This is a genomic window from Mycobacterium sp. 050128 (genome assembly GCF_036409155.1).
Classification (GTDB): domain Bacteria; phylum Actinomycetota; class Actinomycetes; order Mycobacteriales; family Mycobacteriaceae; genus Mycobacterium.
In genome coordinates this window covers 1,900,160-1,920,948 of the sequence record NZ_JAZGLW010000001.1, presented here as the reverse complement: position 1 = coordinate 1,920,948, position 20,789 = coordinate 1,900,160, and the positions used below count along the sequence as shown (strand labels likewise).

General features: G+C 67.4%; 22 protein-coding genes. 8 read left to right on the top strand and 14 right to left on the bottom strand.

Annotated elements, in window-relative coordinates:
* Positions 1-39: 39 nt before the first annotated feature.
* The 5 genes from egtA to SKC41_RS09170 all read right to left on the bottom strand — a co-directional run bounded on the left by egtA (position 40) and on the right by SKC41_RS09170 (position 4,832).
* Entirely contained in the window at positions 40-1,338 is a 1,299-nt protein-coding gene (gene egtA, locus SKC41_RS09190) for an ergothioneine biosynthesis glutamate--cysteine ligase EgtA (protein ID WP_330977342.1), read from the bottom strand.
* A 170-nt stretch (positions 1,339-1,508) separates the two neighbouring features.
* Entirely contained in the window at positions 1,509-2,156 is a 648-nt protein-coding gene (locus SKC41_RS09185) for a sensor domain-containing protein (protein WP_330978812.1), read from the bottom strand.
* Positions 2,157-2,219: 63 nt separating this feature from the next.
* Positions 2,220-3,662 (bottom strand): catalase, encoded by a 1,443-nt coding sequence (locus SKC41_RS09180; RefSeq protein ID WP_330977341.1) that lies wholly within the window; start codon positions 3,660-3,662, stop codon positions 2,220-2,222.
* 149 nt (positions 3,663-3,811) lie between these two features.
* Positions 3,812-4,234 carry a hypothetical protein gene (locus tag SKC41_RS09175; protein WP_330977340.1) on the bottom strand — a complete coding sequence of 141 codons (423 nt, stop codon included), beginning with the start codon at positions 4,232-4,234 and terminating at the stop codon, positions 3,812-3,814.
* A 214-nt stretch (positions 4,235-4,448) separates the two neighbouring features.
* Complete coding sequence (locus SKC41_RS09170) at positions 4,449-4,832, bottom strand: hypothetical protein (RefSeq protein ID WP_330977339.1); 384 nt, start codon at positions 4,830-4,832, stop codon at positions 4,449-4,451.
* Positions 4,833-5,219: 387 nt separating this feature from the next.
* Here SKC41_RS09170 and SKC41_RS09165 point away from each other — a divergent pair, with 387 nt between their 5' ends.
* Positions 5,220-6,473 (top strand): PPE family protein, encoded by a 1,254-nt coding sequence (locus SKC41_RS09165; RefSeq protein ID WP_330977338.1) that lies wholly within the window; start codon positions 5,220-5,222, stop codon positions 6,471-6,473.
* A gap of 4 nt (positions 6,474-6,477) precedes the next feature.
* Here the strand turns inward: SKC41_RS09165 and SKC41_RS09160 are convergent, their stop codons facing one another.
* Genes SKC41_RS09160 through SKC41_RS09150 form a run of 3 tightly spaced genes read right to left on the bottom strand, consistent with a single transcriptional unit; the run spans position 6,478 to position 9,945 of the window.
* Positions 6,478-7,614: a DUF4185 domain-containing protein gene (locus tag SKC41_RS09160; RefSeq protein ID WP_442931578.1), complete on the bottom strand. Its 1,137-nt coding sequence runs from the start codon at positions 7,612-7,614 to the stop codon at positions 6,478-6,480.
* A gap of 4 nt (positions 7,615-7,618) precedes the next feature.
* On the bottom strand, positions 7,619-8,677 hold the full coding sequence (locus tag SKC41_RS09155; protein ID WP_330977337.1) for an aspartate-semialdehyde dehydrogenase: 1,059 nt from the start codon (positions 8,675-8,677) through the stop codon (positions 7,619-7,621).
* A gap of 2 nt (positions 8,678-8,679) precedes the next feature.
* Positions 8,680-9,945 carry an aspartate kinase gene (locus SKC41_RS09150; protein WP_090607661.1) on the bottom strand — a complete coding sequence of 422 codons (1,266 nt, stop codon included), beginning with the start codon at positions 9,943-9,945 and terminating at the stop codon, positions 8,680-8,682.
* Positions 9,946-10,186: 241 nt separating this feature from the next.
* On the opposite strand from SKC41_RS09150, the gene leuA reads away from it, so the two are divergent.
* Positions 10,187-12,046: a 2-isopropylmalate synthase gene (gene leuA / locus SKC41_RS09145; protein ID WP_330977336.1), complete on the top strand. Its 1,860-nt coding sequence runs from the start codon at positions 10,187-10,189 to the stop codon at positions 12,044-12,046.
* A gap of 91 nt (positions 12,047-12,137) precedes the next feature.
* On the opposite strand, the gene SKC41_RS09140 is transcribed toward leuA, so the two are convergent.
* The 3 genes from SKC41_RS09140 to SKC41_RS09130 form a co-directional block, all read right to left on the bottom strand.
* Positions 12,138-12,563: a hypothetical protein gene (locus tag SKC41_RS09140; RefSeq protein ID WP_330977335.1), complete on the bottom strand. Its 426-nt coding sequence runs from the start codon at positions 12,561-12,563 to the stop codon at positions 12,138-12,140.
* On the bottom strand, positions 12,560-13,132 hold the full coding sequence (locus SKC41_RS09135) for a hypothetical protein (RefSeq protein ID WP_330977334.1): 573 nt from the start codon (positions 13,130-13,132) through the stop codon (positions 12,560-12,562). The genes SKC41_RS09140 and SKC41_RS09135 overlap by 4 nt, the downstream gene beginning before the upstream one ends.
* A 109-nt stretch (positions 13,133-13,241) precedes the next feature.
* Entirely contained in the window at positions 13,242-13,397 is a 156-nt protein-coding gene (locus SKC41_RS09130) for a DUF6131 family protein (RefSeq protein WP_330977333.1), read from the bottom strand.
* A 120-nt stretch (positions 13,398-13,517) separates the two neighbouring features.
* Between SKC41_RS09130 and SKC41_RS09125 the strand changes: the two genes are divergently transcribed.
* Positions 13,518-14,186, top strand: coding sequence for a response regulator transcription factor (locus tag SKC41_RS09125; protein ID WP_330977332.1), 669 nt, complete (start codon positions 13,518-13,520; stop codon positions 14,184-14,186).
* Positions 14,187-14,202: 16 nt separating this feature from the next.
* Here the strand turns inward: SKC41_RS09125 and SKC41_RS09120 are convergent, their stop codons facing one another.
* Positions 14,203-15,204: a DEDDh family exonuclease gene (locus tag SKC41_RS09120; RefSeq protein ID WP_330977331.1), complete on the bottom strand. Its 1,002-nt coding sequence runs from the start codon at positions 15,202-15,204 to the stop codon at positions 14,203-14,205.
* 97 nt (positions 15,205-15,301) lie between these two features.
* Between SKC41_RS09120 and SKC41_RS09115 the strand changes: the two genes are divergently transcribed.
* From SKC41_RS09115 to SKC41_RS09100, 4 genes are all read left to right on the top strand, one after another.
* Entirely contained in the window at positions 15,302-16,552 is a 1,251-nt protein-coding gene (locus tag SKC41_RS09115) for a Mur ligase family protein (RefSeq protein ID WP_330977330.1), read from the top strand.
* Positions 16,545-17,264, top strand: a complete 720-nt coding sequence (locus tag SKC41_RS09110; RefSeq protein ID WP_330977329.1) for a type 1 glutamine amidotransferase — start codon at positions 16,545-16,547, stop codon at positions 17,262-17,264. Before SKC41_RS09115 ends, SKC41_RS09110 begins: the two co-directional genes overlap by 8 nt.
* A gap of 14 nt (positions 17,265-17,278) precedes the next feature.
* Positions 17,279-17,695 (top strand): hypothetical protein, encoded by a 417-nt coding sequence (locus SKC41_RS09105; protein ID WP_330977328.1) that lies wholly within the window; start codon positions 17,279-17,281, stop codon positions 17,693-17,695.
* Between the two features lie 109 nt (positions 17,696-17,804).
* On the top strand, positions 17,805-18,470 hold the full coding sequence (locus tag SKC41_RS09100; RefSeq protein WP_330977327.1) for a hypothetical protein: 666 nt from the start codon (positions 17,805-17,807) through the stop codon (positions 18,468-18,470).
* Between the two features lie 12 nt (positions 18,471-18,482).
* Here SKC41_RS09100 and recR read toward each other — a convergent pair whose 3' ends face one another.
* Together recR and SKC41_RS09090 are read right to left on the bottom strand one after the other, a co-directional pair.
* A complete protein-coding gene (gene recR / locus SKC41_RS09095; protein ID WP_330977326.1) occupies positions 18,483-19,094 on the bottom strand; it encodes a recombination mediator RecR in 612 nt (203 codons plus the stop codon).
* Positions 19,095-19,102: 8 nt separating this feature from the next.
* Entirely contained in the window at positions 19,103-19,453 is a 351-nt protein-coding gene (locus tag SKC41_RS09090; RefSeq protein ID WP_330977325.1) for a YbaB/EbfC family nucleoid-associated protein, read from the bottom strand.
* 98 nt (positions 19,454-19,551) lie between these two features.
* On the opposite strand from SKC41_RS09090, the gene SKC41_RS09085 reads away from it, so the two are divergent.
* Positions 19,552-20,313: an Rv3717 family N-acetylmuramoyl-L-alanine amidase gene (locus SKC41_RS09085; protein ID WP_330977324.1), complete on the top strand. Its 762-nt coding sequence runs from the start codon at positions 19,552-19,554 to the stop codon at positions 20,311-20,313.
* Positions 20,314-20,789: the final 476 nt, after the last annotated feature.

Here is a 20,789-nt window from a genome sequence, read left to right as displayed (position 1 = left end):
TCCCGCTTGTGGAGAACGGCTCGGAATCATCGGGGAAAGTCACAAGCCCCCTTGCGCCAACTGCGACACGGTGGCCGCGATGCCTTGGTCGATCACCTGGTCGGAGAAGTCATCGCCGGGACATCGGCCCCGCTCGACGGCGCGGATCAGCCGTTCCATCGCGTCGGTGAGCTCGGGCGGCGCCTTCGCGGCCGCGATCGCCACACAGGAGATGGCGGCCTCGTGCAAACGCCGGTCACTGAGGCCGAGCCGGGCCGCGTTGTCCCACGCGGTGGCCACCGGTTCGACCGCCGCGGCGGCGGCGTCGGCCGCGACCGGGTCGTCGAGCAGCGCGGCCAGCGTGAATGCGATCGCGGGCCAGTAGGCGTCCGGTGCGCTGTCGAGGTAGCGGATTTCCAGCCATTGTCTGGGACGCACCGGCGGGAACAGCGTGGTCAGGTGATAGTCGAGATCGGCGAGGGTGGGCCGGCGGTCGCAGAGCCGCGCCGAGCCGTCCGCCCAATCGGCGAAGGACATGTAGTGGGTGAGCGCTCTAAAGTTCGGGACCTCCGGGTTGTGCACCATCATCACCGGCGCCTTCAGCGCGTAGCGCGCCCAGTCGGTGCCGGGGTCGTCACCGCTGGCGCCCAGGATGGGCCCGCAGCGCGCGGAGTCCATCTGGCCCCACACCCACTGCCGCGTGGACACCCACCCGGAGAAGTCGCCGCCCAGCATCGGGGAGTTGGCGGCGATCGCGATCATCGTGGGGCCCAGCGCGTGCGCCAGCCGGACCCGCGCCGCCCAGCCTGCCTGCGGCCCGGCGTCCAGGTTGACCTGAACCGAGGCGGTCGACGTCATCATCGCGGCACCCGCCTCGGCGGAGTTGCTGGCGGCGAAGAACTCCTCCATCGCGCGATAGCGCGCGCCCGGATTGACGCGCTTGGGCGCCCGCAGCGGGTCAGCGCCCAGAAAGACCAGGCCCAGCCCGGCATTGGCGAACGCTTTGCGCAGCACGGCCTGGTCGTTTTTCATCGCTTCGATGGCGGCGACGACGCCGTCCCCCGGCGGGCCGGACAGCTCAACCGCGCCACCCGGCTCCACGGTCACCGCACTGCCCGCGGGCAGTGGCGGTAGCTGGTCGATGACCTCGGTGATTTCGTCCCAGCCCGGCCGTCGGTAGGGATCGACCGGGTCGACGCAATGCGCCTCCATCTCCAGACCGACCCGCCCCAGCGGGCCGTCGATCAAGCAGCCATCGGCGATGTACTGGGCGGCTTCCTCGGAACTGGCCAACTCGGCGTCGGCCGGGCGGGCGGCATCTAGCTGCGAGGCCGCGGCGGTGAGAGCGGCGAGCGTCATATCACGATCCCTCCGGGCCCGACCCCACCGGAACATCACCGGGCCGAGCGCCACGTTGGGCAGCTATCCGAACGATAGCCGCCGTCTCTTCATCTTCCAGATCGCCCCGACATATTCCCGGTCCCGCAGATTCGCGCCGCACGGCTTACACACATACCCAAATTGACCGATTATTGCCCGAGTGCGTTTTGCATCGCCCCGGCCAGCACGTTGACCGCGGGTCCCGCGTTGCCAGACTGGCAAACCTTCGCCTGCAGCAACACGTTTTCGCGCAGCCGGGTTTGATTGAAGCAGCGGCGATCGGTGCCCGCTTCTTGCTTGGTCCAGTTGGCGTCGGTCGCGGTGGCCGGTACGCCGGCAAATGACCACACCTGCGTCTGCCCGTTATCCAGGTGCATCGTGGTGGTCTGGCCGGAGCAACCCCCGGTTCGGTCCACCAGTCGGTGGAATGCCCGGTCCGCGGCGTCGTTGGTGGCGAATACGCCGACGGCCTGCTTGACCAGATGCGTCTGATCGTTGGCCGAGGTCTGCGACGTGGCCCCGTTGAAGGACGCCAGGTCGGGATCGTTGTACACATCGGGCAGCCCGATGTCGGCCCAGTTGTTGCAGTCGGCCAAGTCGACGAAGAAGCCCTGCACCGGTGCGGTGAACACCGCTTCCCACCCCATCGGCCCGCCGACGATATTGCCGACCGATCCCTTGCCGAGGACCGCATACGAGACCACCCCGGGATCGGATGGACGGGCCGCCGCGATGGGCACGCCCGAAACCGCCCCCAAGCCCAGACCGACGCTTACCGCCATAGCGGAGATCCGCATCATGAATCTCGATCATGCCAGGGCGACCAGATTCACCCAACAACTCGACGTGCGACGCCAAAACTATTGAGACCGAATTCCCTCCTCGACCTTCTTACCGAGATCGGGGTCGACGTTGCGCCAGTACTCGAAGACCCGGGACAGCACCGGTTCTTTGACGCCCTTGGATACGTGCCCAATGATGTTGTGGGCCAATCGGTCTCGGGCCTCGTCATCGAGAACCTCACGCACCATCGTGCCGGCCTGCCCGAAGTCGTCGTCCTCGGCGTGCAGCGTGTAGGCCGCCCGGACCATGTCTCCGTCGGCATGCCAACGGATCTCCGCGGCGCGCTGCGGGTCCGCGTGCGGGCCGCCGTAGGAGTTGGGCGCATACACCGGATCCGACGCATTCTTCATCCGCATCGCGCCGTCTTTGGAGTAGCTGTTGACCTCCACCTTCGGTTCGTTGACCGGAATCTGCCGGTAGTTGGCCCCCAACCGGGCGCGATGCGCGTCGGAGTAGGAGAAGCCACGAGCCTGCAGCATCTTGTCCGGGCTGAGACCGGTGCCGGGCACGGTGTTATTCGGCTCGAACGCGGCCTGCTCGATCTCGGTGTGGTAGTCCGTGACGTTGCGGTTCAACGTCATCTTGCCGACGTCGATCAGCGGGTAGTCGCCGTGCGGCCACACCTTGGTGAGGTCGAACGGGTTGAACCGGTAGGTCTTGGCATCCTCGTACGGCATGATCTGCATCTTCAGCGTCCAGCTCGGGAAGTTGCCACTCTCGATCGACTCGTAGAGGTCCCGCTGGTGGTAATCGCCGTCCGCACCGGCCAATTGGTCGGCGTCCTCCTGGGTCAGGAACTCGACGCCCTGATCGGTGATGAAGTGATACTTCACCCAGAAGATTTCACCGCCGGCGTTGATCCAGCTGTAGGTGTGGCTGCTGTAGCCGTTCATATTCCGCCAGGTCTTGGGGATTCCGCGGTCGCCCATCAGCCAGGTCACCTGGTGCGCGGATTCCGGCGACAGACTCCAGAAGTCCCACTGCATGTTGTGGTCGCGAACGTTGCTGGCCTGCAAGCGTTTCTGCGACCGGATGAAGTGTTGGAACTTGAGCGGGTCGCGCATGAAGAACACGGGGGTGTTGTTGCCAACCATGTCGAAGTTGCCCTCGGACGTGTAGAACTTCAGCGCGAATCCGCGTGGGTCCCGCCAGGTGTCTGGGCTGCCGCGTTCGCCGGCCACGGTCGAAAACCTGGCCAGCATCTCGGTTTTGGTGCCGGGCTGGAACACCGCGGCCCTGGTGTACTGGCTGACGTCGTTGGTCACCTCGAAATGACCGAAGGCGCCGCCACCCTTGGCGTGCGGTTGACGCTCCGGGATGCGTTCCCGATTGAACTGCGCCATCTGCTCGATCAAGTAGTGATCCTGCAGCAGGATCGGACCGTCGGGGCCGACCGTCAACGACTGGTCGTCACTGGGCGCGGCAATGCCCGCATCGGTCGTGGTGAAGCGCTCCGTCATCTCGCCATCTCCTCGCTAACTGGACTGAATCCGAGGGCCGTGCGACGTGTACCCACCCAGTGTGAACCCGAATCGGTGGCAAGCGCTTTGAGTGCATGAAACAGCCCGGCACCCCTCGATGGGACGCCGGGCCGTTCGCCGTATCGGTGCTAGGGACGCGGTGCGGGAGCGGGGGCACTGGTCGCCGGAGCGGGTCCGGCCGGACCACTCGGGCCGGCGCCGGGACCACCGGGGCCACCGGGACCACCGGGACCGTAGCCCGGAGGCGGACCGTACTGGTAGGGCGGCATCATCGCGGGGCCACCCGGTCCGCCGTATTGCCACGGTCCCGGGCCGCCCGGGCCGCCGGGCTTCCACATCTGGCCGTGGTGATGGCCGCAGTGGTGGTTGTGATATCCGAAGATCATGGCGCCGGAGAAGAAGACGACCGACAAGATGAAGACGATCCCCGCAACGATCACGACCCACGCGGCGGCCGTATAGACCTTGGGTGGCTTGACCAGATGCGGCGGTGGGGGCGGAGCCGTGTCGACGGCCGCCGGCTGTATGCCTCGTTCAGGTGTTTCACTCATGCCTTGAATACTGCCCCTGAATGCAACTGCTGCAACAGAATCCGGCGACAAAGTTGCTGTGAATTAACCCGAATGCGATCAAGGAGCGGGTAACGCCGAAACCACTGGTAGCCCGGCGCTCGGGGGTGAGCGCCGGGCTACTGCGTGTGAAATTAGTGGCCCCCCGGAGTCCTCCTGTTACCCCGTGAGCATCCGCAGGATTGAGATGTCTCGACTACGGCGTGCGAGACGGAGCGACGGACGACGGAACCTGGCTGGGCCCCGGAGCACCCGGCGGCACGGCCGCGGGTCCACCCGGCTGCTGGTTCGCGCCGGGCCACCCCGGACCGCCCGGGCCACCCGGCCCGCCGAAGCGGTGCGGATGCACCATCGCGTGGTGCTTGTGGTGGTGGCCGTGGCCGTGGTGCCCGGTCGACTTACCGAGCATGAAGCCGGTGAAGAAGATGACGGCAAGGACGAACACGGTTCCGGCAACGATGGCGACATAGGCGGCCGCCTGGAAGACCCTGGGGGTCCGGTGGACGACGACCGGCTCTGCCGGCGCCGGGGCGGTTGCGGTCGAGGACCGCACAGTGGGGGTTTCAGATGTTTCACTCATGAGACAAATGGTGCGGGGGGTAACAGTGGTTCTGGCTATGCGCTACTTATGTAGCAGCTGTGAGCTGAAAACCCGCGATCACCAGGCCAAACGGCGCAGTCGTGGTCCTTCCCGCTGCCCCGTGCGCATCGGGGGTGCCGGCTGCCGCACCCGAGGCCGCCGCCTGGCCGGGCCGAGCGGGAAGCCGACCTCGCCGCCGGCCTGGGCAAGGTCGGTTGAGTCGCTAGTCCGGCTTGGTCTCGAAAGCCCATCGCAGCAACGTTTCCGGCGCACCACGGTTTCGGGCGAGTTTCAGCGCTCGGCCACTGAATATTTACGCGGGCGCTATTAGACACACGTTAGTGTGCCGAGCACATCGCCGCTCTTAGCTCAGAAAAGGGATAAGACATGGACTTTGCTTTGCTGCCGCCGGAGGTCAACTCGGGACTGATGTACACCGGGCCGGGCTCGGGGCCGATGTTGGCGGCGGCGGCCGGCTGGGACGCGGTGGCCGTCCAGCTGGAGTCGGCCGCCGGCGGCTACTCATCGGAGATCTCGGGCCTGGCCGGCCGATGGTTGGGCCCCTCCTCGATGCGGATGGCGGCAGCGGCGACCCGCCAGGTGACGTGGCTGCAAGCCAGCGCCGCGCAGGCCGCACGGACCGCCGCCGGGGCGTACGCCGCGGCAGCTGCCTACGAGGCCGCGTTCGGCATGACGGTGCCCCCGCCGGTCGTCGCGGAGAACCGGATGCGGCTGACGGTGCTGGTCGCGACGAACTTCTTCGGGCAGAACACCCCGGCGATCGCGGCGACCGAAGCGCAGTACACCGCGATGTGGATCCAAGACGCCAGCGCCATGTACGGCTACGCCGCCGCGGCCCAAACCGCCAGCACCCTAGAACCATTCGACGAACCAGCGCAGACCACCAACCCGAACGGCCAGGCAGACCAGGCCGACGCGGCCGCGCGGGCCGCCGCCGACGCGACCAGCGGCCGCACCCAGTCCACGATCCAACTCGCCTCGTCGCAGGCCACTCAGCTCGCCTCGGCCAACATCCCCGTCGGCGACACCGTGACCGCCCCGGCGGGCAGCGCCGTGACCCTGGAGCCCGGTTCTGTCGCCTACATCGGCAGCGGCAGTGTTACCGCCGGACCCGGCGCCGGGGTCGGCAGCGAATCTTCGATCATCCTCAACGCCGGCAGCAGCATCATCCTCAATTTCAGTTCCGGCGCCGTCGCGGCGGACGGCACCGTCTACCCCGTGGGTGCCACAGTGTCCGCGGGTGCCGGCCCCGTCACGCTCACCCCAGTCGCCGCCGGTCAGGTCGTCGAAGGCACGGTCGTCAGCGGCTCGGTAACCGTCCCCGGTAGTGCCTCAGCGCTCAGTGTTGTCGGGGCCGTCGGCAACTCCGCCGTTACCGTCACAGTCGGCGCCGGTGGCGCCACCATCACCAACCTGCAAGGCGTCGTTTCCATCACCACCACCCCGATCGCTGCGGCCTCGTCGAGCGGCGTCGGGGCGGCACCCGCGGCCGCGGCCACGCCGGGCCTGGCCGGGACGGCGGGGATCCAACCCCAGCTCAATCCGGCCGGAATCGCGCAATGGGCTCGGGGCATCGTCGGTGCCGACCTGGCCGCCGGTCTCGCCGAGGCGGCCGGCTGAGCAGCTACTCGGGTTTGAACGGGTTCACCGCGAATTGGATCACCCGGTAGGGCGCGGCGACCCGCGCACGAGTGTCCCACTGGCTGACGAAGATTCGCAGCTCGTCGAGCGTGGAACCGGGCGAAATGTAGCCGCCATACGGTTGGGCGAGCCGGTTATCGGTCGGCGGCGGCAGGCTCTCCGCCGGCTCGGGCCACTCGTCGTGCTGGACGAGCGTGGTCACCGGCGCCTCGCCCAGCGACGTCGGGTCGTTGGCCACCCGGACCTCCATGTTGCCGTTGCTGGCGTTGAAGTAGGACAGCACCGCTTTGCCGTCGATCTGCCGGATGGACATCTCCCCCACTTGGTCGGGCCACAGCGGCGTCGGCGGCTTGTTCCAGCCGCCACCGGGTCCGGCCGCCCAGCCCTGCCATCGCGACCGGTCCGTAAAGTTTTGCGGCGCAACCCGATACAGCACCGCCGACTGACTGCGGGTAAAGCTGTTGGCCACGACGTACACCCAGCCGCTCGGTGAATCGGCGGTCGGGATCGGGTCGTAATACCCGCTGATCTGGGTCTGCGAACCCCCCTGATACGTGGCGTCGCGCTTCGACCCGGCGACTGTCTGCCATCCTCCGCGCGCCGCTTCGGCCACCACCAGCCGAGAGTTCTGCGGCTTGAGATCCTTTGTCGTGGTGACCATTAGGTAGTTACGCCGGTTGATCTGCACCACCCCGGCGGGCAGTTGCGAATCCCCCGAAGGCGTGGGGTCGGCCAGCAGCGGCTTGGTGATCCCGGTGACCCCGGTGTAGCGCACCCCGGCGGGGTCGTCGACGGACGACGTGTCGACATGAAGCGCGATCGGCGCGTACCAACCGCCGAACCCCACGCCCTGCCCGGCGAAGCTATCTCCGCAGACCTGCAGCAGCTCGGTCGGAAACTCGAGGAATTCGCAGAGATCGGTGGCGCCGATGCCGTAATCGCCTGTGGGAGTGCCGGTTCCGGCCGTCGGCCCCATTCGCAACACCTGGCCTGGTGCCAGTGGCTGCACGATCGGCTGCGGGACAGGCGCCGGTGGATCGGCATGCGCGATCGAAACAACTTGCGGCGCAATCAAACACAGCGCAGTGAGCAGCGGGGCACGCGCGCCACTCACCCCCAACGACTCAGAGTTCCGCGGCCAGCAGCTCGGCGATCTGAATGGTGTTGAGCGCCGCGCCCTTGCGCAGGTTGTCCCCCGAGACGAACAGCGCCAGGCCGCGCCCGTCGGGCACCCCGGGGTCGTGGCGAATCCGGCCCACCAACGAGTCGTCGACGCCCGCGGCATCCAAAGCTGTTGGCACGTCGACAAGTTTCACGCCCGGGGCGGCGCTGAGCAATTCTCGGGCCCGCTCGGGCGAGAGGGGCCGGGCGAACTCGGCGTTGATGGACAGCGAGTGGCCGGTGAACACCGGAACCCGCACGCAGGTGCCGCTCACCAGCAGATCGGGAATGCCGAGAATCTTGCGGCTCTCGTGCCGCAGCTTCTGGTCCTCGTCGGTCTCTCCGGAGCCGTCGTCCACCAACGAACCGGCCAGTGGCAGCACATTGAAGGCGATCGGCGCGACATAGGTCTTCGGCGCCGGGAACTGCAGCGCACGACCGTCGTGCACCAGCTGCTCGGCGTCGTCGATCACCGCGCGTGCCTGCGACGCCAGCTCTTCGACACCGGCCAATCCGCTGCCGGATACCGCCTGGTAGCTCGACACCACCAGACGCCGCAACTGAGCTTCCTCGTGCAGCGGCATCAGCACCGGCATCGCGGCCATCGTGGTGCAGTTCGGGTTGGCGATGATGCCTTTCTTGAGGGACCGGGCGCCGGTTGCGACATCCCTCGCGAAGTTCACCTCGGAGACCACCAACGGCACCTCGGGGTCCTTGCGCCAGGCCGACGAGTTATCGATCACCGTCACTCCGGCGGCCGCGAACCGCGGCGCCTGCACCAGCGACATCGTCTTGCCGGCCGAGAACAGCGCGATGTCCAGGCCGCTCGGGTCCGCCGTCGCGGCGTCCTCGACCTCGATCTCCTGGCCGCGGAAGGGCAGTTTGCGACCCTGCGAGCGGGCGGACGCGAAGAACCGCACCGTGCTCGCCGGGAAGTCGCGCTCCTCGAGCAGATTGCGCATCACCTGGCCTACTTGGCCGGTGGCGCCTACTACGCCTATCGACACGCTATTCGCGCCCATATCTATCGACCCGTCCCCGCATACACCGTGGCCTCCTCCTCGCCGCCGAGGCCGAACGCCTCGTGCAACGCCACGACCGCCTTATCTAATTCGGTGTCTCGGCACAGCACCGAGATCCGGATCTCGGAGGTGGAGATCAGCTCGATGTTGACGCCCACCTCGGCCAGCGCCTCACAGAAGGTTGCCGTGACGCCGGGATGGCTGCGCATGCCCGCGCCGATCAGCGACACCTTGCCGATGTGGTCGTCGTAGAGCAACTGGGTGAAGCCGATCTCGTCCTTGAGGGCGTCCAGCTTGGCCACCGCGGTGGGCCCGCTGTCGCGCGAGCAGGTGAACGTGATGTCGGTCTTGCCGTCCTCGACCTTGGACACGTTCTGCAACACCATGTCGATGTTCACGTCGGCCTCGGCGACCGCCCGGAAGACGCGGGCCGCATACCCGGGGATGTCCGGGATACCGACGACCGTCACCTTGGCCTCGCTGCGGTCGTGGGCGACGCCGGTCAGAAGGGGGCTTTCCATGGATATGTCCTTGATCGATCCGACAACGACGGTGCCTAGCTTGTCCGAGTACGACGACCTGACGTGCACCGGAAGGTTGTAGCGACGGGCGTACTCCACGCAGCGCAGCATCAGCACCTTGGCGCCGCACGCGGCCATCTCGAGCATTTCCTCGAAGGTCACGGCGTCGAGCTTGCGGGCGTTGGGCACGATGCGCGGGTCCGCGCTGAAGATGCCGTCCACGTCGGTGTAGATCTCGCAGACGTCGGCTTTCAGCGCCGCGGCCAGCGCCACGGCCGTGGTGTCGGAGCCGCCACGGCCCAGTGTGGTGACGTCCCGGCTGTCCTGGCTCACACCCTGGAAGCCCGCGACCAACACCACATCGCCCTGCTCGAGCGCGGACTGCAAGCGCGTCGGCGTGACGTCGATGATCTTCGCGTTGCCGTGCGTGCCGGTGGTGATCACCCCGGCCTGCGAGCCGGTGAACGAGCGGGCGCGGGCCCCGAGCGATTCGACCGCCATGGCTACCAGCGCGTTGGAGATCCGCTCCCCGGCGGTCAGCAGCATGTCCAGTTCGCGGGCAGGCGGTACGGGGCACACCTGCTGCGCCAGATCCAGCAGGTCATCGGTGGTATCGCCCATCGCCGAGACCACGACGACGACGTCGTTGCCCTGTTTCTTGGTCTCGACGATGCGTTCCGCGACACGGCGGATCCGGTCGGCGTCGGCCACCGAAGATCCGCCGTACTTTTGTACGACGAGCGCCACTGTTTCCTGCCTTGCCTTCCCACCCACAGACGTGGTTCAAGTTCACAACAGGATACGTGGCGGCGCATCTTGTTTTTTGACCCGCTGGCGAGCGCTGCAGCCTGCGGTTTTGGTCTCGCTTGGGCGTAGTTTTCGCCTGGGCGCTGAGCGCGGTAGAGTTCACAGCGTGCAGCGGGTGCTCCTTCTCGGACGCCGCGACGGGGTCTGATCCAGACCGGCTTCCCGTCGCGGGTGTTTCGCGATGCGCCGGTCTGAAGTCCCTTCTGACATCCCCGGAGCAACTACCGTGACCAACTTTTCGCAGCCCGCCAACCCGGACTCCTACACTTCCGCCCGCACCGTCCAAAAGCCCGCGGGCCCACCCCGGCCCGATCAGCCCGCGTGGAATCCGCAGCGCGGCTCGTCGATGCGGATCAACCGATACCGCCCCTTCGCCGACGAAGTGGAGCCCATCGCACTCGGCGACCGCACCTGGCCGGACCGCGTCACCAGCCGGGCACCGTTGTGGTGCGCGGTGGATCTGCGCGACGGCAACCAGGCACTGATCGACCCGATGAGCCCCGCCCGCAAGCGCCGCATGTTCGACCTGCTGGTTGCCATGGGCTACAAGGAGATTGAAGTCGGGTTCCCGTCGGCCAGCCAGACCGACTTCGACTTCGTGCGCGAGATCATCACCGACGGCGCCATTCCCGACGACGTCACCATCCAGGTACTGACGCAGTGCCGCCCGGAACTGATCGAGCGCACCTTCGAGGCGTGCCGCGGCGTGCATCGCGCGATCGTGCACTTCTACAACTCGACGTCAATCCTGCAGCGCCGCGTGGTATTTCGCGCCGATCGGGCCGCGGTACAGGCGATCGCGACCGACGGCGCGCGCAAATGCGTCGAAGAGGCGGCCAAATACCCGGACACGCAATGGCGGTTCGAATATTCGCCGGAGTCCTACACCGGAACGGAATTGGAGTACGCCAAGCAGGTCTGCGACGCCGTCGGCGAAATCATCGCGCCGACGCCGGAGCGCCCGATCATCTTCAATCTGCCCGCCACCGTGGAGATGGCCACCCCCAACGTCTACGCCGACTCGATCGAGTGGATGAGCCGCAACCTGGCCAACCGGGAGTCGGTGATCCTGAGCTTGCATCCGCACAACGACCGCGGAACCGCTGTCGCCGCAGCCGAATTGGGCTACCAGGCGGGTGCCGACCGGATCGAGGGCTGCCTGTTCGGCAATGGTGAGCGCACCGGAAACGTGTGCCTGGTGACGCTGGGGCTGAACCTGTTCTCCCGAGGTGTGGACCCGCAGATCGACTTCTCCAACATCGACGAGATCCGCCGCACGGTCGAGTACTGCAACCAGCTGCCGGTGCACGAGCGGCACCCCTACGGCGGCGATCTGGTGTACACCGCGTTCTCGGGCAGCCACCAGGACGCCATCAACAAGGGCCTGGACCAGATGAAGGCGGACGCCGACGCCGCGGACAGCGATGTCGAGGACATGCTCTGGCAGGTGCCGTATCTGCCGATCGACCCGCGCGATGTCGGACGCACCTACGAGGCGGTGATCCGGGTCAACTCCCAGTCCGGCAAGGGTGGGGTGGCCTACATCATGAAGGCCGACCACGGCCTGGCCCTGCCGCGACGGCTGCAGATCGAGTTCTCGCAGGTGATCCAGAAGATCGCCGATGGGGAGGGCGGCGAGGTGTCGCCGAAGGAGATGTGGGACGCGTTCTCCGAGGAGTACCTGGCGCCGATCCTGCCGCTGGAACGGATCAAGCAGCGTGTCGACGCCTCGGAGGAAGACGGCGGCCCCACCCGGATCGCCGCGACCGTCAAGATCAACGGGGCGGAGACCGAGATCAGCGGTGCGGGCAACGGCCCGCTCGCCGCGTTCGTCCACGCATTGGGCGATGTCGGATTCGACGTCGCCGTCCTGGACTACTCCGAACACGCGATGAGCTCCGGCGACGACGCGCAGGCCGCGGCCTACGTGGAGGCGTCGGTGGGCGGCCGCACGGTGTGGGGGGTGGGCATCGCCCCGTCGATCACCACCGCCTCGCTGCGTGCGGTGGTGTCGGCGGTCAACCGCGCATCCCGCGGCTGAGGGCACTACCGGCGCGAACTCGTCAGGTTGCAGATCCGACCAGGCCCCGCCGCCATAGCGCTGGGCGGCGAGGCCTGGCATGAACCGTGTCTTATACGGCGAGCAACCGCTCGAAGAACTCGCGGTAGTGCATCAGGGCAACGCGCAGGTCCTCGGTCGACGCTTCTTCGCCGCGATCCCACTGCTCTTCCAGACGCGAACGCGCGTGGGCGAAGCCCGTCGTGAGCTGATCGACCAGATCGGACACCAAGACATCGGCCTTTTGGACGCAATCCTTGGGGTCGTCGACGAACGCGGCTTGCACAGCGGCCCACCGGCCGCGCATTTCGGTGAGATCGTCGTCGGCGAAAAGCATTTCCGTCGTTGATGATTCGCGCTCGTCGACCGAATGCTGTTGGGCAGCCGCCACCGGAGCGTCAACGCCTGTCGGCGGTTCGGCTGATGGTGATGATGGTTCGGCCACGGTCTGCGACTCCTCGTGAGAATCGCTCGGTGCTTCTTGCTGGTGCGTAGTCATGCGCTTGCCTCCTGTGATGTGTCCTTGTCTTTGGTTGCGAGCAACGTCGTGAACAGCGCCCGGTAGTGCACGAACGCCTCACGCTGCTGCTCGGTGCTGACATCACCGCGTTGTTGGGACAGATGGATACCGTGCGCGGTGCGGTAGTTCTCGACGATCTCCGGGTGATCTACCGAGATGTCGGCTGCCCGCCGATCGAAATCGTCGACGGGGTAACCCCGTTCGCGCATCACCTCGGTCACCAGACGATCTGCGACGCCGACGGCGGTCGACGGATTGTCGACGAACCCGGTCTGAACCTGATTCCAGCGGGTGGTGAAGTCCGATAGAGCCGACGGCGTCAACGGGATGACGTCGAGCTTCTCTCGATTGCGTTCTCGGGCAGTAAGTTCCGCTTCCGCCGCCGCCGGGTCCCCGGCCTCGGCTACCAGCCGTTCGTACTCACGGCCGTAGTGCTGCTTTAGCCGCTGGGTTTTGTTACGCCGTCTGACGAAGCTTGCCGCCAAGAGCACCGCGGTCAGCAAGACGAGAACGCCGGCCGCTACGAAAAACCATTGCCATATAGCCATTTCCTCCTCCTCTCATACCCGTGTCGAATAGCCGAGGGCCCGTGGCTGCAAACGTGAATTCCTGAATGCACCACGTCCGGTTGGCCCGGGCCTGGTCCACGGGGTCGGGTCAGAAGTAGTGCCGCCGACCGCCGACTGCGCGCCCAGCGTTACCGAGGACTGCCAGAATCGCGCCGATGACGACCAAGACGATCCCGATGGTCCACAGGATGGACATCTTGAGCAGAAATCCCGCGATCAGCAGGATGATGCCGAGAATGATCATGATTGAGTCTTCCCCTCGAGTTGCCTGACTGAATTGTTTGGCCGGTTGCCCGACGCTGCGTTCAGTCGACCACCCCTAAGGGGGGTACCAATACACCCCAAAGTAGGTAATCTTCCCGGCATGTCGGCATCCACCCGTGCGCCAATCACGGTCGCGCTCGTCGATGACTACGACATCGTGGTGAAGGGTGTGGCCAACATGCTTGACCCGTACCGCGACCGCGTGGTGATTGCAGAACTCGATTCCACCATGCCCGTCAGCGATGCCGTCGACATCGCGCTGTACGACTCATTCGCTCAACCCGAATCCGATCACGAAGAGATCGGAGTTCTCATCGCCAACCCTCGAGCCCGCCGAGTGGTGGTCTACACCTGGAACTTTCACCCCGACCTCGTCGAAAGCGCACGGCAACACGGAGCGCACGGCTACCTGTCGAAGACCCTCCCGGCCCGCGAGCTGGTCGCCGCCTTAGAGGCCGTGCACTCCGGGGAGGTGGTTGTCAGCGATGTTGCGGCGCGGGCGCGCAGCGCGCCCGGGCTGGACTGGCCGGGTCGCGGCGAAGGGCTCAGCGACCGCGAAGCGGAGATCCTGGCGCTGATCACCCAGGGCAAGAGCAACGCCGATGTCGCCCGATTGACCTACCTGAGCCCCAACACCGTGAAGTCCTACATTCGAACCATCTATCGAAAGCTCGGCGTCGGTAGCCGCACTCAGGCCGTGCTGTGGGGTGTGAATCACGGCTTCACGCCTGACCATCACCGCATCGAACACTGGCGCGGCGGCCCCTAATCGCAGCGGCGGCCGATCAGAACAGCGCGAGCTGGTCGTCGGCGCTGCTGGCGTCGACGAACTCCGCCATGCTGGCGCCGCCGATCACGGTGCCCACACCGTCCATGAACTGCGCGTCGGACACCACCGGAACCCCCAGCTGCCGAGCCTGGAACCCCTTGCCCTGCTCGGGAGGGGCGGCGTTGCAGACCACCAGCGAGGTCTCGAGGTCGACGACATCGGTGTAGGCCAGCCCGGCGTGCAGGATCCGCTCGACGAGCTCCTCGTGGGTGCGCCGCACCTCGGCAGCCAGCGCAACCCGCATGCCCTGGACCAGCGGCCGGCCACGGACATACGGCCCGGGGTTGAGATAGGGGCACGGCATCCGGGTGGCCAGCGCCTTGAGCGGGCGCAGCTCGTCGTGGGTCACCCGGCCGTTCGGCCAGCGGCGCCGGCTGACGGGGCGCACGGGCAGCCAGATGTCGAGTTCGCGGGCCCGCCCCAACGCGGACCCGAGCACGCCGGTCAACACCAGGGCGTCGTCGAAGGCGTCGTGCGGACGCTCCTGGGTCACACCCCAAAGCGCCGCGAGGGTCTCCAGCCGCAGGTTCTCGACGCCGAGGTCCAGGCGCCGGGCCAGTTCGACCGTGCACATGACGCTGTCGACCGGAAGTGCGATGCCGGCGAGCTCGGCCTCCGCGGCCAGGAACGAGTAGTCGAACGCGACGTTGTGGGCCACCAGCGTGCGGCCGCGCAGCACCTCGACCACGTCACCGACGATGTCGCCGAACTGCGGTTGATCCTCGAGCATGGCGGCGGTCAGCCCGTGCACGTGGGTGGGACCGGGGTCCACCCCGGGATTGAGCAGGCTGACGACGGACTGCTCGACGCGGCCGTCGGCATCGAGCCCGAGCACCGCAAGGCTGATGACCCGGGCCTGACCGGGGCGGAAACCCGAGGTCTCGACATCGATCACGGCCCAACCCGCGTCCGGATCGGTCGCCGGCCGGCCCCAGGGCGTCGGATTTGTGGGGCTCATGGACGACAGAATGGCACGTCTGACCGACATCACCGCGTCGCTGCGCAGCCGTGTCGGCGGTTAGTTGGATCCGAGCGCCCGCCCTTAAACTGCGCGGGTGGTCACCACCCGCGCACGTCTGGCCCTCGCCGCAGGAGCGAGCGCGCGCTGGGCGTCGCGGATGACCGGGCGCGGCGCCGGGGCGATGATCGGTGGCCTGGTCGCGATGACGCTGGACCGTTCGGTCCTGCGCCAGCTCGGCGCGGGCCGGCGCACGGTCATCGTCACCGGTACCAACGGCAAGTCCACGACCACCCGGATGACCGCGGCCGCCCTCGGCACGCTGGGATCGGTCGCCACCAATGCCGAGGGCGCCAACATGGACGCCGGCCTGGTCGCCGCCCTGGCCGCCGACCGCGACGCGGGTCTGGCGGCCCTGGAAGTCGACGAGATGCACGTGCCGCACGTAGCCGATGCCGTCGAGCCCAGCGTCATCGTGCTGCTCAACCTGTCGCGAGATCAGCTGGACCGGGTCGGCGAGATCAACGTCATCGAACGCACGCTGCGAGCGGGCCTGGCCCGTCACCCGAACGCCGTCGTCGTGGCCAACTGCGACGACGTGCTGATGACCTCGGCCGCCTACGACAGCCCGAACGTCGTGTGGGTGGCCGCCGGGGGCGCGTGGGCCAACGACTCGGTCAGCTGCCCGCGCAGCGGCGAGGTGATCGTCCGCGACCCCCCTGGTCAGGAAGGCCACTGGTACTCCACCGGCGCCGACTTCAAGCGGCCCAGCCCGCAGTGGTGGTTCGGTCCGGCAGATGGAGACGCGCTGTACGGGCCCGACGGGCTGGCCCTGCCGATGCACCTGGCGCTGCCCGGGACGGTGAATCGGGGCAACGCCGCCCAGGCGGTGGCGGCGGCAGTGGCGCTGGGCGCCGATCCCGCGAAGGCGGTGGCGGCGGTGTCGACGGTCGACGAGGTCGCGGGCCGCTACCGGACCGTGCGTGTCGGCCGGCATGACGTCCGGATGCTGCTGGCCAAGAACCCGGCCGGGTGGTCCGAAGCGCTGTCGATGGTCAACAAGCACGCGGCCGGGGTGGTCATCTCGGTCAACGGGCAGGTGCCCGACGGCGAGGACCTGTCCTGGCTGTGGGACGTGCGCTTCGAGCACTTCGAGGACACCCAAGTCGTGGCGGCCGGCGAACGCGGCACCGACCTGGCCGTGCGGCTGGAGTATGCGGGCGTCGAGCACACGCTTGTGCACGACACCGTCGCGGCCATCGCCTCCTGCCCGGCCGGGCCGGTGGAGGTGGTCGCCAACTACACGGCGTTCCTGCAGCTCAACCGGGCGTTGGCGCGGCATGGCTGACACCGGGTCGCTCTCCAAAGTGCGGATCGGGCTGGTGTTGCCCGACGTGATGGGCACCTACGGCGACGGCGGCAACGCGGTCGTGCTGCGCCAACGGCTGCTGCTGCGGGGTATCGCCGCCGAGATCGTCGAGATCACGCTGGACGACCCGGTGCCGGACTCCCTGGATCTGTACACGCTGGGCGGCGCCGAGGACTACGCACAGCGACTGGCCACCCGGCACCTGCTGCGGTACCCGGGCCTGCAGCGCGCCGCGCAGCGCGGCGCGCCCGTCCTGTCGATCTGCGCCGCCGTCCAGGTGCTCGGGCACTGGTACGAAACGTCGTCGGGAGAGCGAGTGGACGGGGTGGGCATGCTGGACGTCACGACCTTGCCGCAGCAGGCGCGCACGATCGGCGAGCTGGTGAGCAAGCCGCTGCTGGCCGGGCTGACCCAGCCGCTCACCGGCTTCGAAAACCACCGCGGCGGCACCGTGCTCGGCCCCGACGCCGCGCCGTTGGGCGCGGTGGTCAAGGGCGCGGGCAACCGGCTCGGCGACGGTTTCGACGGCGTGATCCAGGGCAGCGTCGTCGCCACCTACATGCATGGGCCATGTCTGGCCCGCAACCCGGAGCTGGCCGACCTGCTGCTGAGCAAGGTTGCCGGCGAGCTGGCGCCGCTGGAACTGCCCGAGGTGGACCTGCTGCGCCGCGAACGACTGGCGGCACGCTAGCCATGCGGGCCGAGATGACTGCCGGCGCCGCACTGCTGGGTGCGGCCGTGTTCATCGCGTCGCCGACACCGGCGCACGCCGACCCGGAAGTCCCGAGCGGCCGCTACAACGTGCTTTATCCGGACAACGGCAAATCGACCGCCTGGCTTTTCGCCCCGTGCGGGTCGGACTGCACCCGGGCGACCTCGCAGGACGGCGGGACCTTAGTCATCAGCTGGGAATTCCACCTTGCCAACGGTCGATGGACTCACATCGGCACGGCCCAGGCGCCCTGCCCGAACGGCGCTTCGGTCGCAGAGGCCCCGGTGACCGTCGACTACAGCTTCGATGCCGTGTCGCTTGCCGGCGAAGCCCGGACGACGGCGTCGGATGCCTGCAGCGCAGAGCCCGGCAAGACCTTCACCAGGCCGTTCCAGTTGAGCAAGGCCTGAGGACCGACAGACCCGGTCCTACCTGCACAACAAGGTTCCTTTTAGGGCCGGGCCCGACCCTTCCGGTACGCCGACGCGCCCCCCGCGGCGGCTCGAGAAAGGGGTCCCCATGGCCAGCGCCCCAGCAACTATGACCACTAAGGCACGCTTCGGCGCGCTCGCCACGTTGCTGGCCGCGGCGGCCGCCGGCTGGGCGGTCGGCATCGCCGGTGCCCACGCCGCCCCGAACGTGCCCGCCCCACACATCACCGCCGGAATGCATGGCGATCCGGCCGCCGCGGCGCCCTACTGGCGTTATCAGCAACAGCATCTCGACTGCGGCGAGATGGCGGTGGCCGATGTGATCGGCCAGATCAGCGGCCACGAGCCCAGCGAGGACGAGATCGACGCCGCGGCGGGAAACATCCCGAGCGCGGCCCACCCCGGGCCGATCTACCGCCCCGACGGCCGGACCAGCAATCGCGACCTGGTACCGCTACTGGCGCACTACGGCATCCCCGCCGACGCGGTGTACCCCAACACCGAAGCGCTGGCGGTCGACCTGGATCACGGTCGCAAGATCATCGTCGGGGTCAACGACAACGTGATCTGGAACCGGCCCGGCAATCGGACCAAGGAAAACCACTTCGTGGTCGTCATCGGGGTCGACTACGACGCCGGTGTGGTGCATCTCAACGACAGCGGCTTCCGCGCGGGCCCCGACGAGCAGGTCTCGATCGCGACGTTCGAAGAAGCGTGGGCGGCCAGCGACAACTTCGCCGTCGTGACCGCCTGACCGGCCGACGGGTCAGACCATGGACCGGCGGCCGGTGAGCGCGCGGCCCAGCGTCAACTCGTCCGCGAACTCCAAGTCGCCGCCCATCGGCAGCCCGGACGCGATCCGCGTGACCGTCAGGCCCGGAATGTCACGCAACATCCGGACCAGGTAGGTGGCCGTCGCCTCCCCCTCGGTGTTGGGGTCGGTCGCGATGATCACCTCGGTGATGTCCACACCGTCGACCCGCTCGCCGATGCGGCTGAGCAGCTCGCGGATCCGCAGCTGATCGGGGCCCACGCCGGACAGCGGATCCAGCGCACCGCCCAGGACGTGGTAGCGGCCGCGGAATTCGCGAGTGCGCTCGACGGCCTGAACGTCCTTGGGTTCCTCCACGACACACACCTGCGAACCGTCCCGGCGCGGATCGCCGCAGATCCGGCAACGCTCGTCGTCGGACACGTTGCCGCAGACCGCGCAGAAGCGGACGCCGTCGCGGACCCTCCCCAGCACGGCGGTGAGTCGGTCGATGTCCGGCGGCTCGACCGACAACAAGTGAAAAGCGATGCGCTGCGCGCTCTTTGGCCCGATACCCGGCAGCTTGCCGAGCTCGTCGATCAGATCCTGGACCGGTCCCTCGAACATCTGGGAGGTCAGAGCCCCGGCATCTGCGTCGGTGGGGCCGGTGGCGCGGGCGGCGCGCTCAAGCCGGCGGTCAGCGATCCCAGCTGCTCCTGTGCCATCTTGGTGACCTGCTTGGAGGCATCCACCATGGCGCCGACGATCAAGTCCTGCAACGTCTCGACGTCCGAGGGGTCGACGACCGATGGATCGATCTTGACCGCGACGACCTCGCCGCTGCCTTTGACGATTGCCTCGACCAGGCCGCCACCCGCCTGGCCGCGGATCTCGGCGTTCGCGAGCAGTTGCTGAGCTTCCATTAGCTTTTGCTGCATCTGCTGCGCCTGAGCGAGCAGCGCCGACATATCGCCTCCGGGTTGCATGACAATCCCTTCGCATCTTGGTCTCGAGTTGGTTTCGCCTGTGGATGTCCGGCGATTCGAAACACCCAGCGTAGACCGCGCGACGTTACCTTTGCGCCGTGGATCAACGAGTGAGCAGGCGTGTCGGAATCAAGACGGCGATCAGCATGCTGGTCGCCGCGTCGACCCTGATCGTCCCGACCGCGACCGCTACCCCATCCAACATCGCCGGCATGGTCGTTTTCATCGATCCCGGCCACAACGGCGCCAACGACGCGTCCATCGGCCGGCAGGTCACCACCGGCCGCGGCGGCACCAAGGATTGCCAGACCAGTGGCACGGCGACCAACAGCGGTTACCAGGAACACACCTTCACCTGGGACACCGCGCTGCGGGTTCGCGCCGTGCTGACCGCACTCGGTGTCAGGACCGCCCTGTCCCGTGGCAACGACAACGCCCTCGGACCGTGCATCGACGAGCGCGCCAACGTCGCCAACTCGTTGCGGCCCAACGCGATCCTGAGCATCCACGCCGACGGCGGCCCGCCGTCCGGGCGCGGATTCCATGTGAACTATTCGGCCCCGCCCCTCAACCAGGTGCAGGCCGGACCGTCGGTGCAGTACGCGCGGATCATGCGCGACCAGATGCAGGCCGCCGGTATCCCGCCGTCCACCTACATCGGCCAGGGCGGGCTGTACGGACGCTCGGACCTGACCGGCCTCAACCTGGCGCAATACCCCGCGATCCTGGTCGAGTGCGGCAACATGAAGAACCCCGTCGATTCGGCGCTGATGGAGTCCCCTGATGGCCGGCAGAAATATGCCGACGCACTCGTCCGTGGCGTCGCCGGCTTCCTGGCCACCCAGGGTCAGGCACGCTGACTGCGGCGGTTCCGCGATTTCGGGTAGCGGCGATGCCTTACAGCCGGTAGCGTGAACGCTAGTTCTGCGGGACCCCTGGCTTGGGCTGTCGGGAGGCCAGATCGTTTGCGGCCCCGGCAGATTCGTTGTGCCGACTCGCCTGCCCGAAAATTACGGCCAACACCCAGCTAACAGTAGGAACTTTGCCGAATCCCCTGTTGGAGCCAGTTTTAGTCCACTAGGGTTTGTTCCACTCATGTCGATTAGACGTGCGGGGAGAACCGGTGAGCAACAATCCGCCGACGACGACTTCGTCAGGGTCAACGACGACCAGCAGGACCGCCCGAGGTGGGCATTCGCGTACGTCACTGCCTGCGGGTAAGCGGTTCACCACAAGGCGACCCGCGCGGTTATTTTCGACTGCATCGCACGCTCTTGCACCGACATACGGCTGCGAGAGCCGGCACCGGGTAGGGCTCTTATTGCGTAAGCCTTTT

Bases quoted from the DNA above. Each gene is read 5' to 3' on its own strand.
- egtA (WP_330977342.1), bottom strand. From the start codon at position 1,338: ATGACGCTCGCCGCTCTCACCGCCGCGGCCTCGCAGCTAGATGCCGCC.
- SKC41_RS09185 (WP_330978812.1), bottom strand. From the start codon at position 2,156: ATGCGGATCTCCGCTATGGCGGTAAGCGTCGGTCTGGGCTTGGGGGCG.
- SKC41_RS09180 (WP_330977341.1), bottom strand. From the start codon at position 3,662: ATGACGGAGCGCTTCACCACGACCGATGCGGGCATTGCCGCGCCCAGT.
- SKC41_RS09175 (WP_330977340.1), bottom strand. From the start codon at position 4,234: ATGAGTGAAACACCTGAACGAGGCATACAGCCGGCGGCCGTCGACACG.
- SKC41_RS09170 (WP_330977339.1), bottom strand. From the start codon at position 4,832: ATGAGTGAAACATCTGAAACCCCCACTGTGCGGTCCTCGACCGCAACC.
- SKC41_RS09165 (WP_330977338.1), top strand. From the start codon at position 5,220: ATGGACTTTGCTTTGCTGCCGCCGGAGGTCAACTCGGGACTGATGTAC.
- SKC41_RS09155 (WP_330977337.1), bottom strand. From the start codon at position 8,677: ATGGGCGCGAATAGCGTGTCGATAGGCGTAGTAGGCGCCACCGGCCAA.
- leuA (WP_330977336.1), top strand. From the start codon at position 10,187: ATGCGCCGGTCTGAAGTCCCTTCTGACATCCCCGGAGCAACTACCGTG.
- SKC41_RS09140 (WP_330977335.1), bottom strand. From the start codon at position 12,563: ATGACTACGCACCAGCAAGAAGCACCGAGCGATTCTCACGAGGAGTCG.
- SKC41_RS09135 (WP_330977334.1), bottom strand. From the start codon at position 13,132: ATGGCTATATGGCAATGGTTTTTCGTAGCGGCCGGCGTTCTCGTCTTG.
- SKC41_RS09130 (WP_330977333.1), bottom strand. From the start codon at position 13,397: ATGATCATTCTCGGCATCATCCTGCTGATCGCGGGATTTCTGCTCAAG.
- SKC41_RS09125 (WP_330977332.1), top strand. From the start codon at position 13,518: ATGTCGGCATCCACCCGTGCGCCAATCACGGTCGCGCTCGTCGATGAC.
- SKC41_RS09120 (WP_330977331.1), bottom strand. From the start codon at position 15,204: ATGAGCCCCACAAATCCGACGCCCTGGGGCCGGCCGGCGACCGATCCG.
- SKC41_RS09110 (WP_330977329.1), top strand. From the start codon at position 16,545: ATGGCTGACACCGGGTCGCTCTCCAAAGTGCGGATCGGGCTGGTGTTG.
- SKC41_RS09105 (WP_330977328.1), top strand. From the start codon at position 17,279: ATGACTGCCGGCGCCGCACTGCTGGGTGCGGCCGTGTTCATCGCGTCG.
- SKC41_RS09100 (WP_330977327.1), top strand. From the start codon at position 17,805: ATGGCCAGCGCCCCAGCAACTATGACCACTAAGGCACGCTTCGGCGCG.
- recR (WP_330977326.1), bottom strand. From the start codon at position 19,094: ATGTTCGAGGGACCGGTCCAGGATCTGATCGACGAGCTCGGCAAGCTG.
- SKC41_RS09090 (WP_330977325.1), bottom strand. From the start codon at position 19,453: ATGCAACCCGGAGGCGATATGTCGGCGCTGCTCGCTCAGGCGCAGCAG.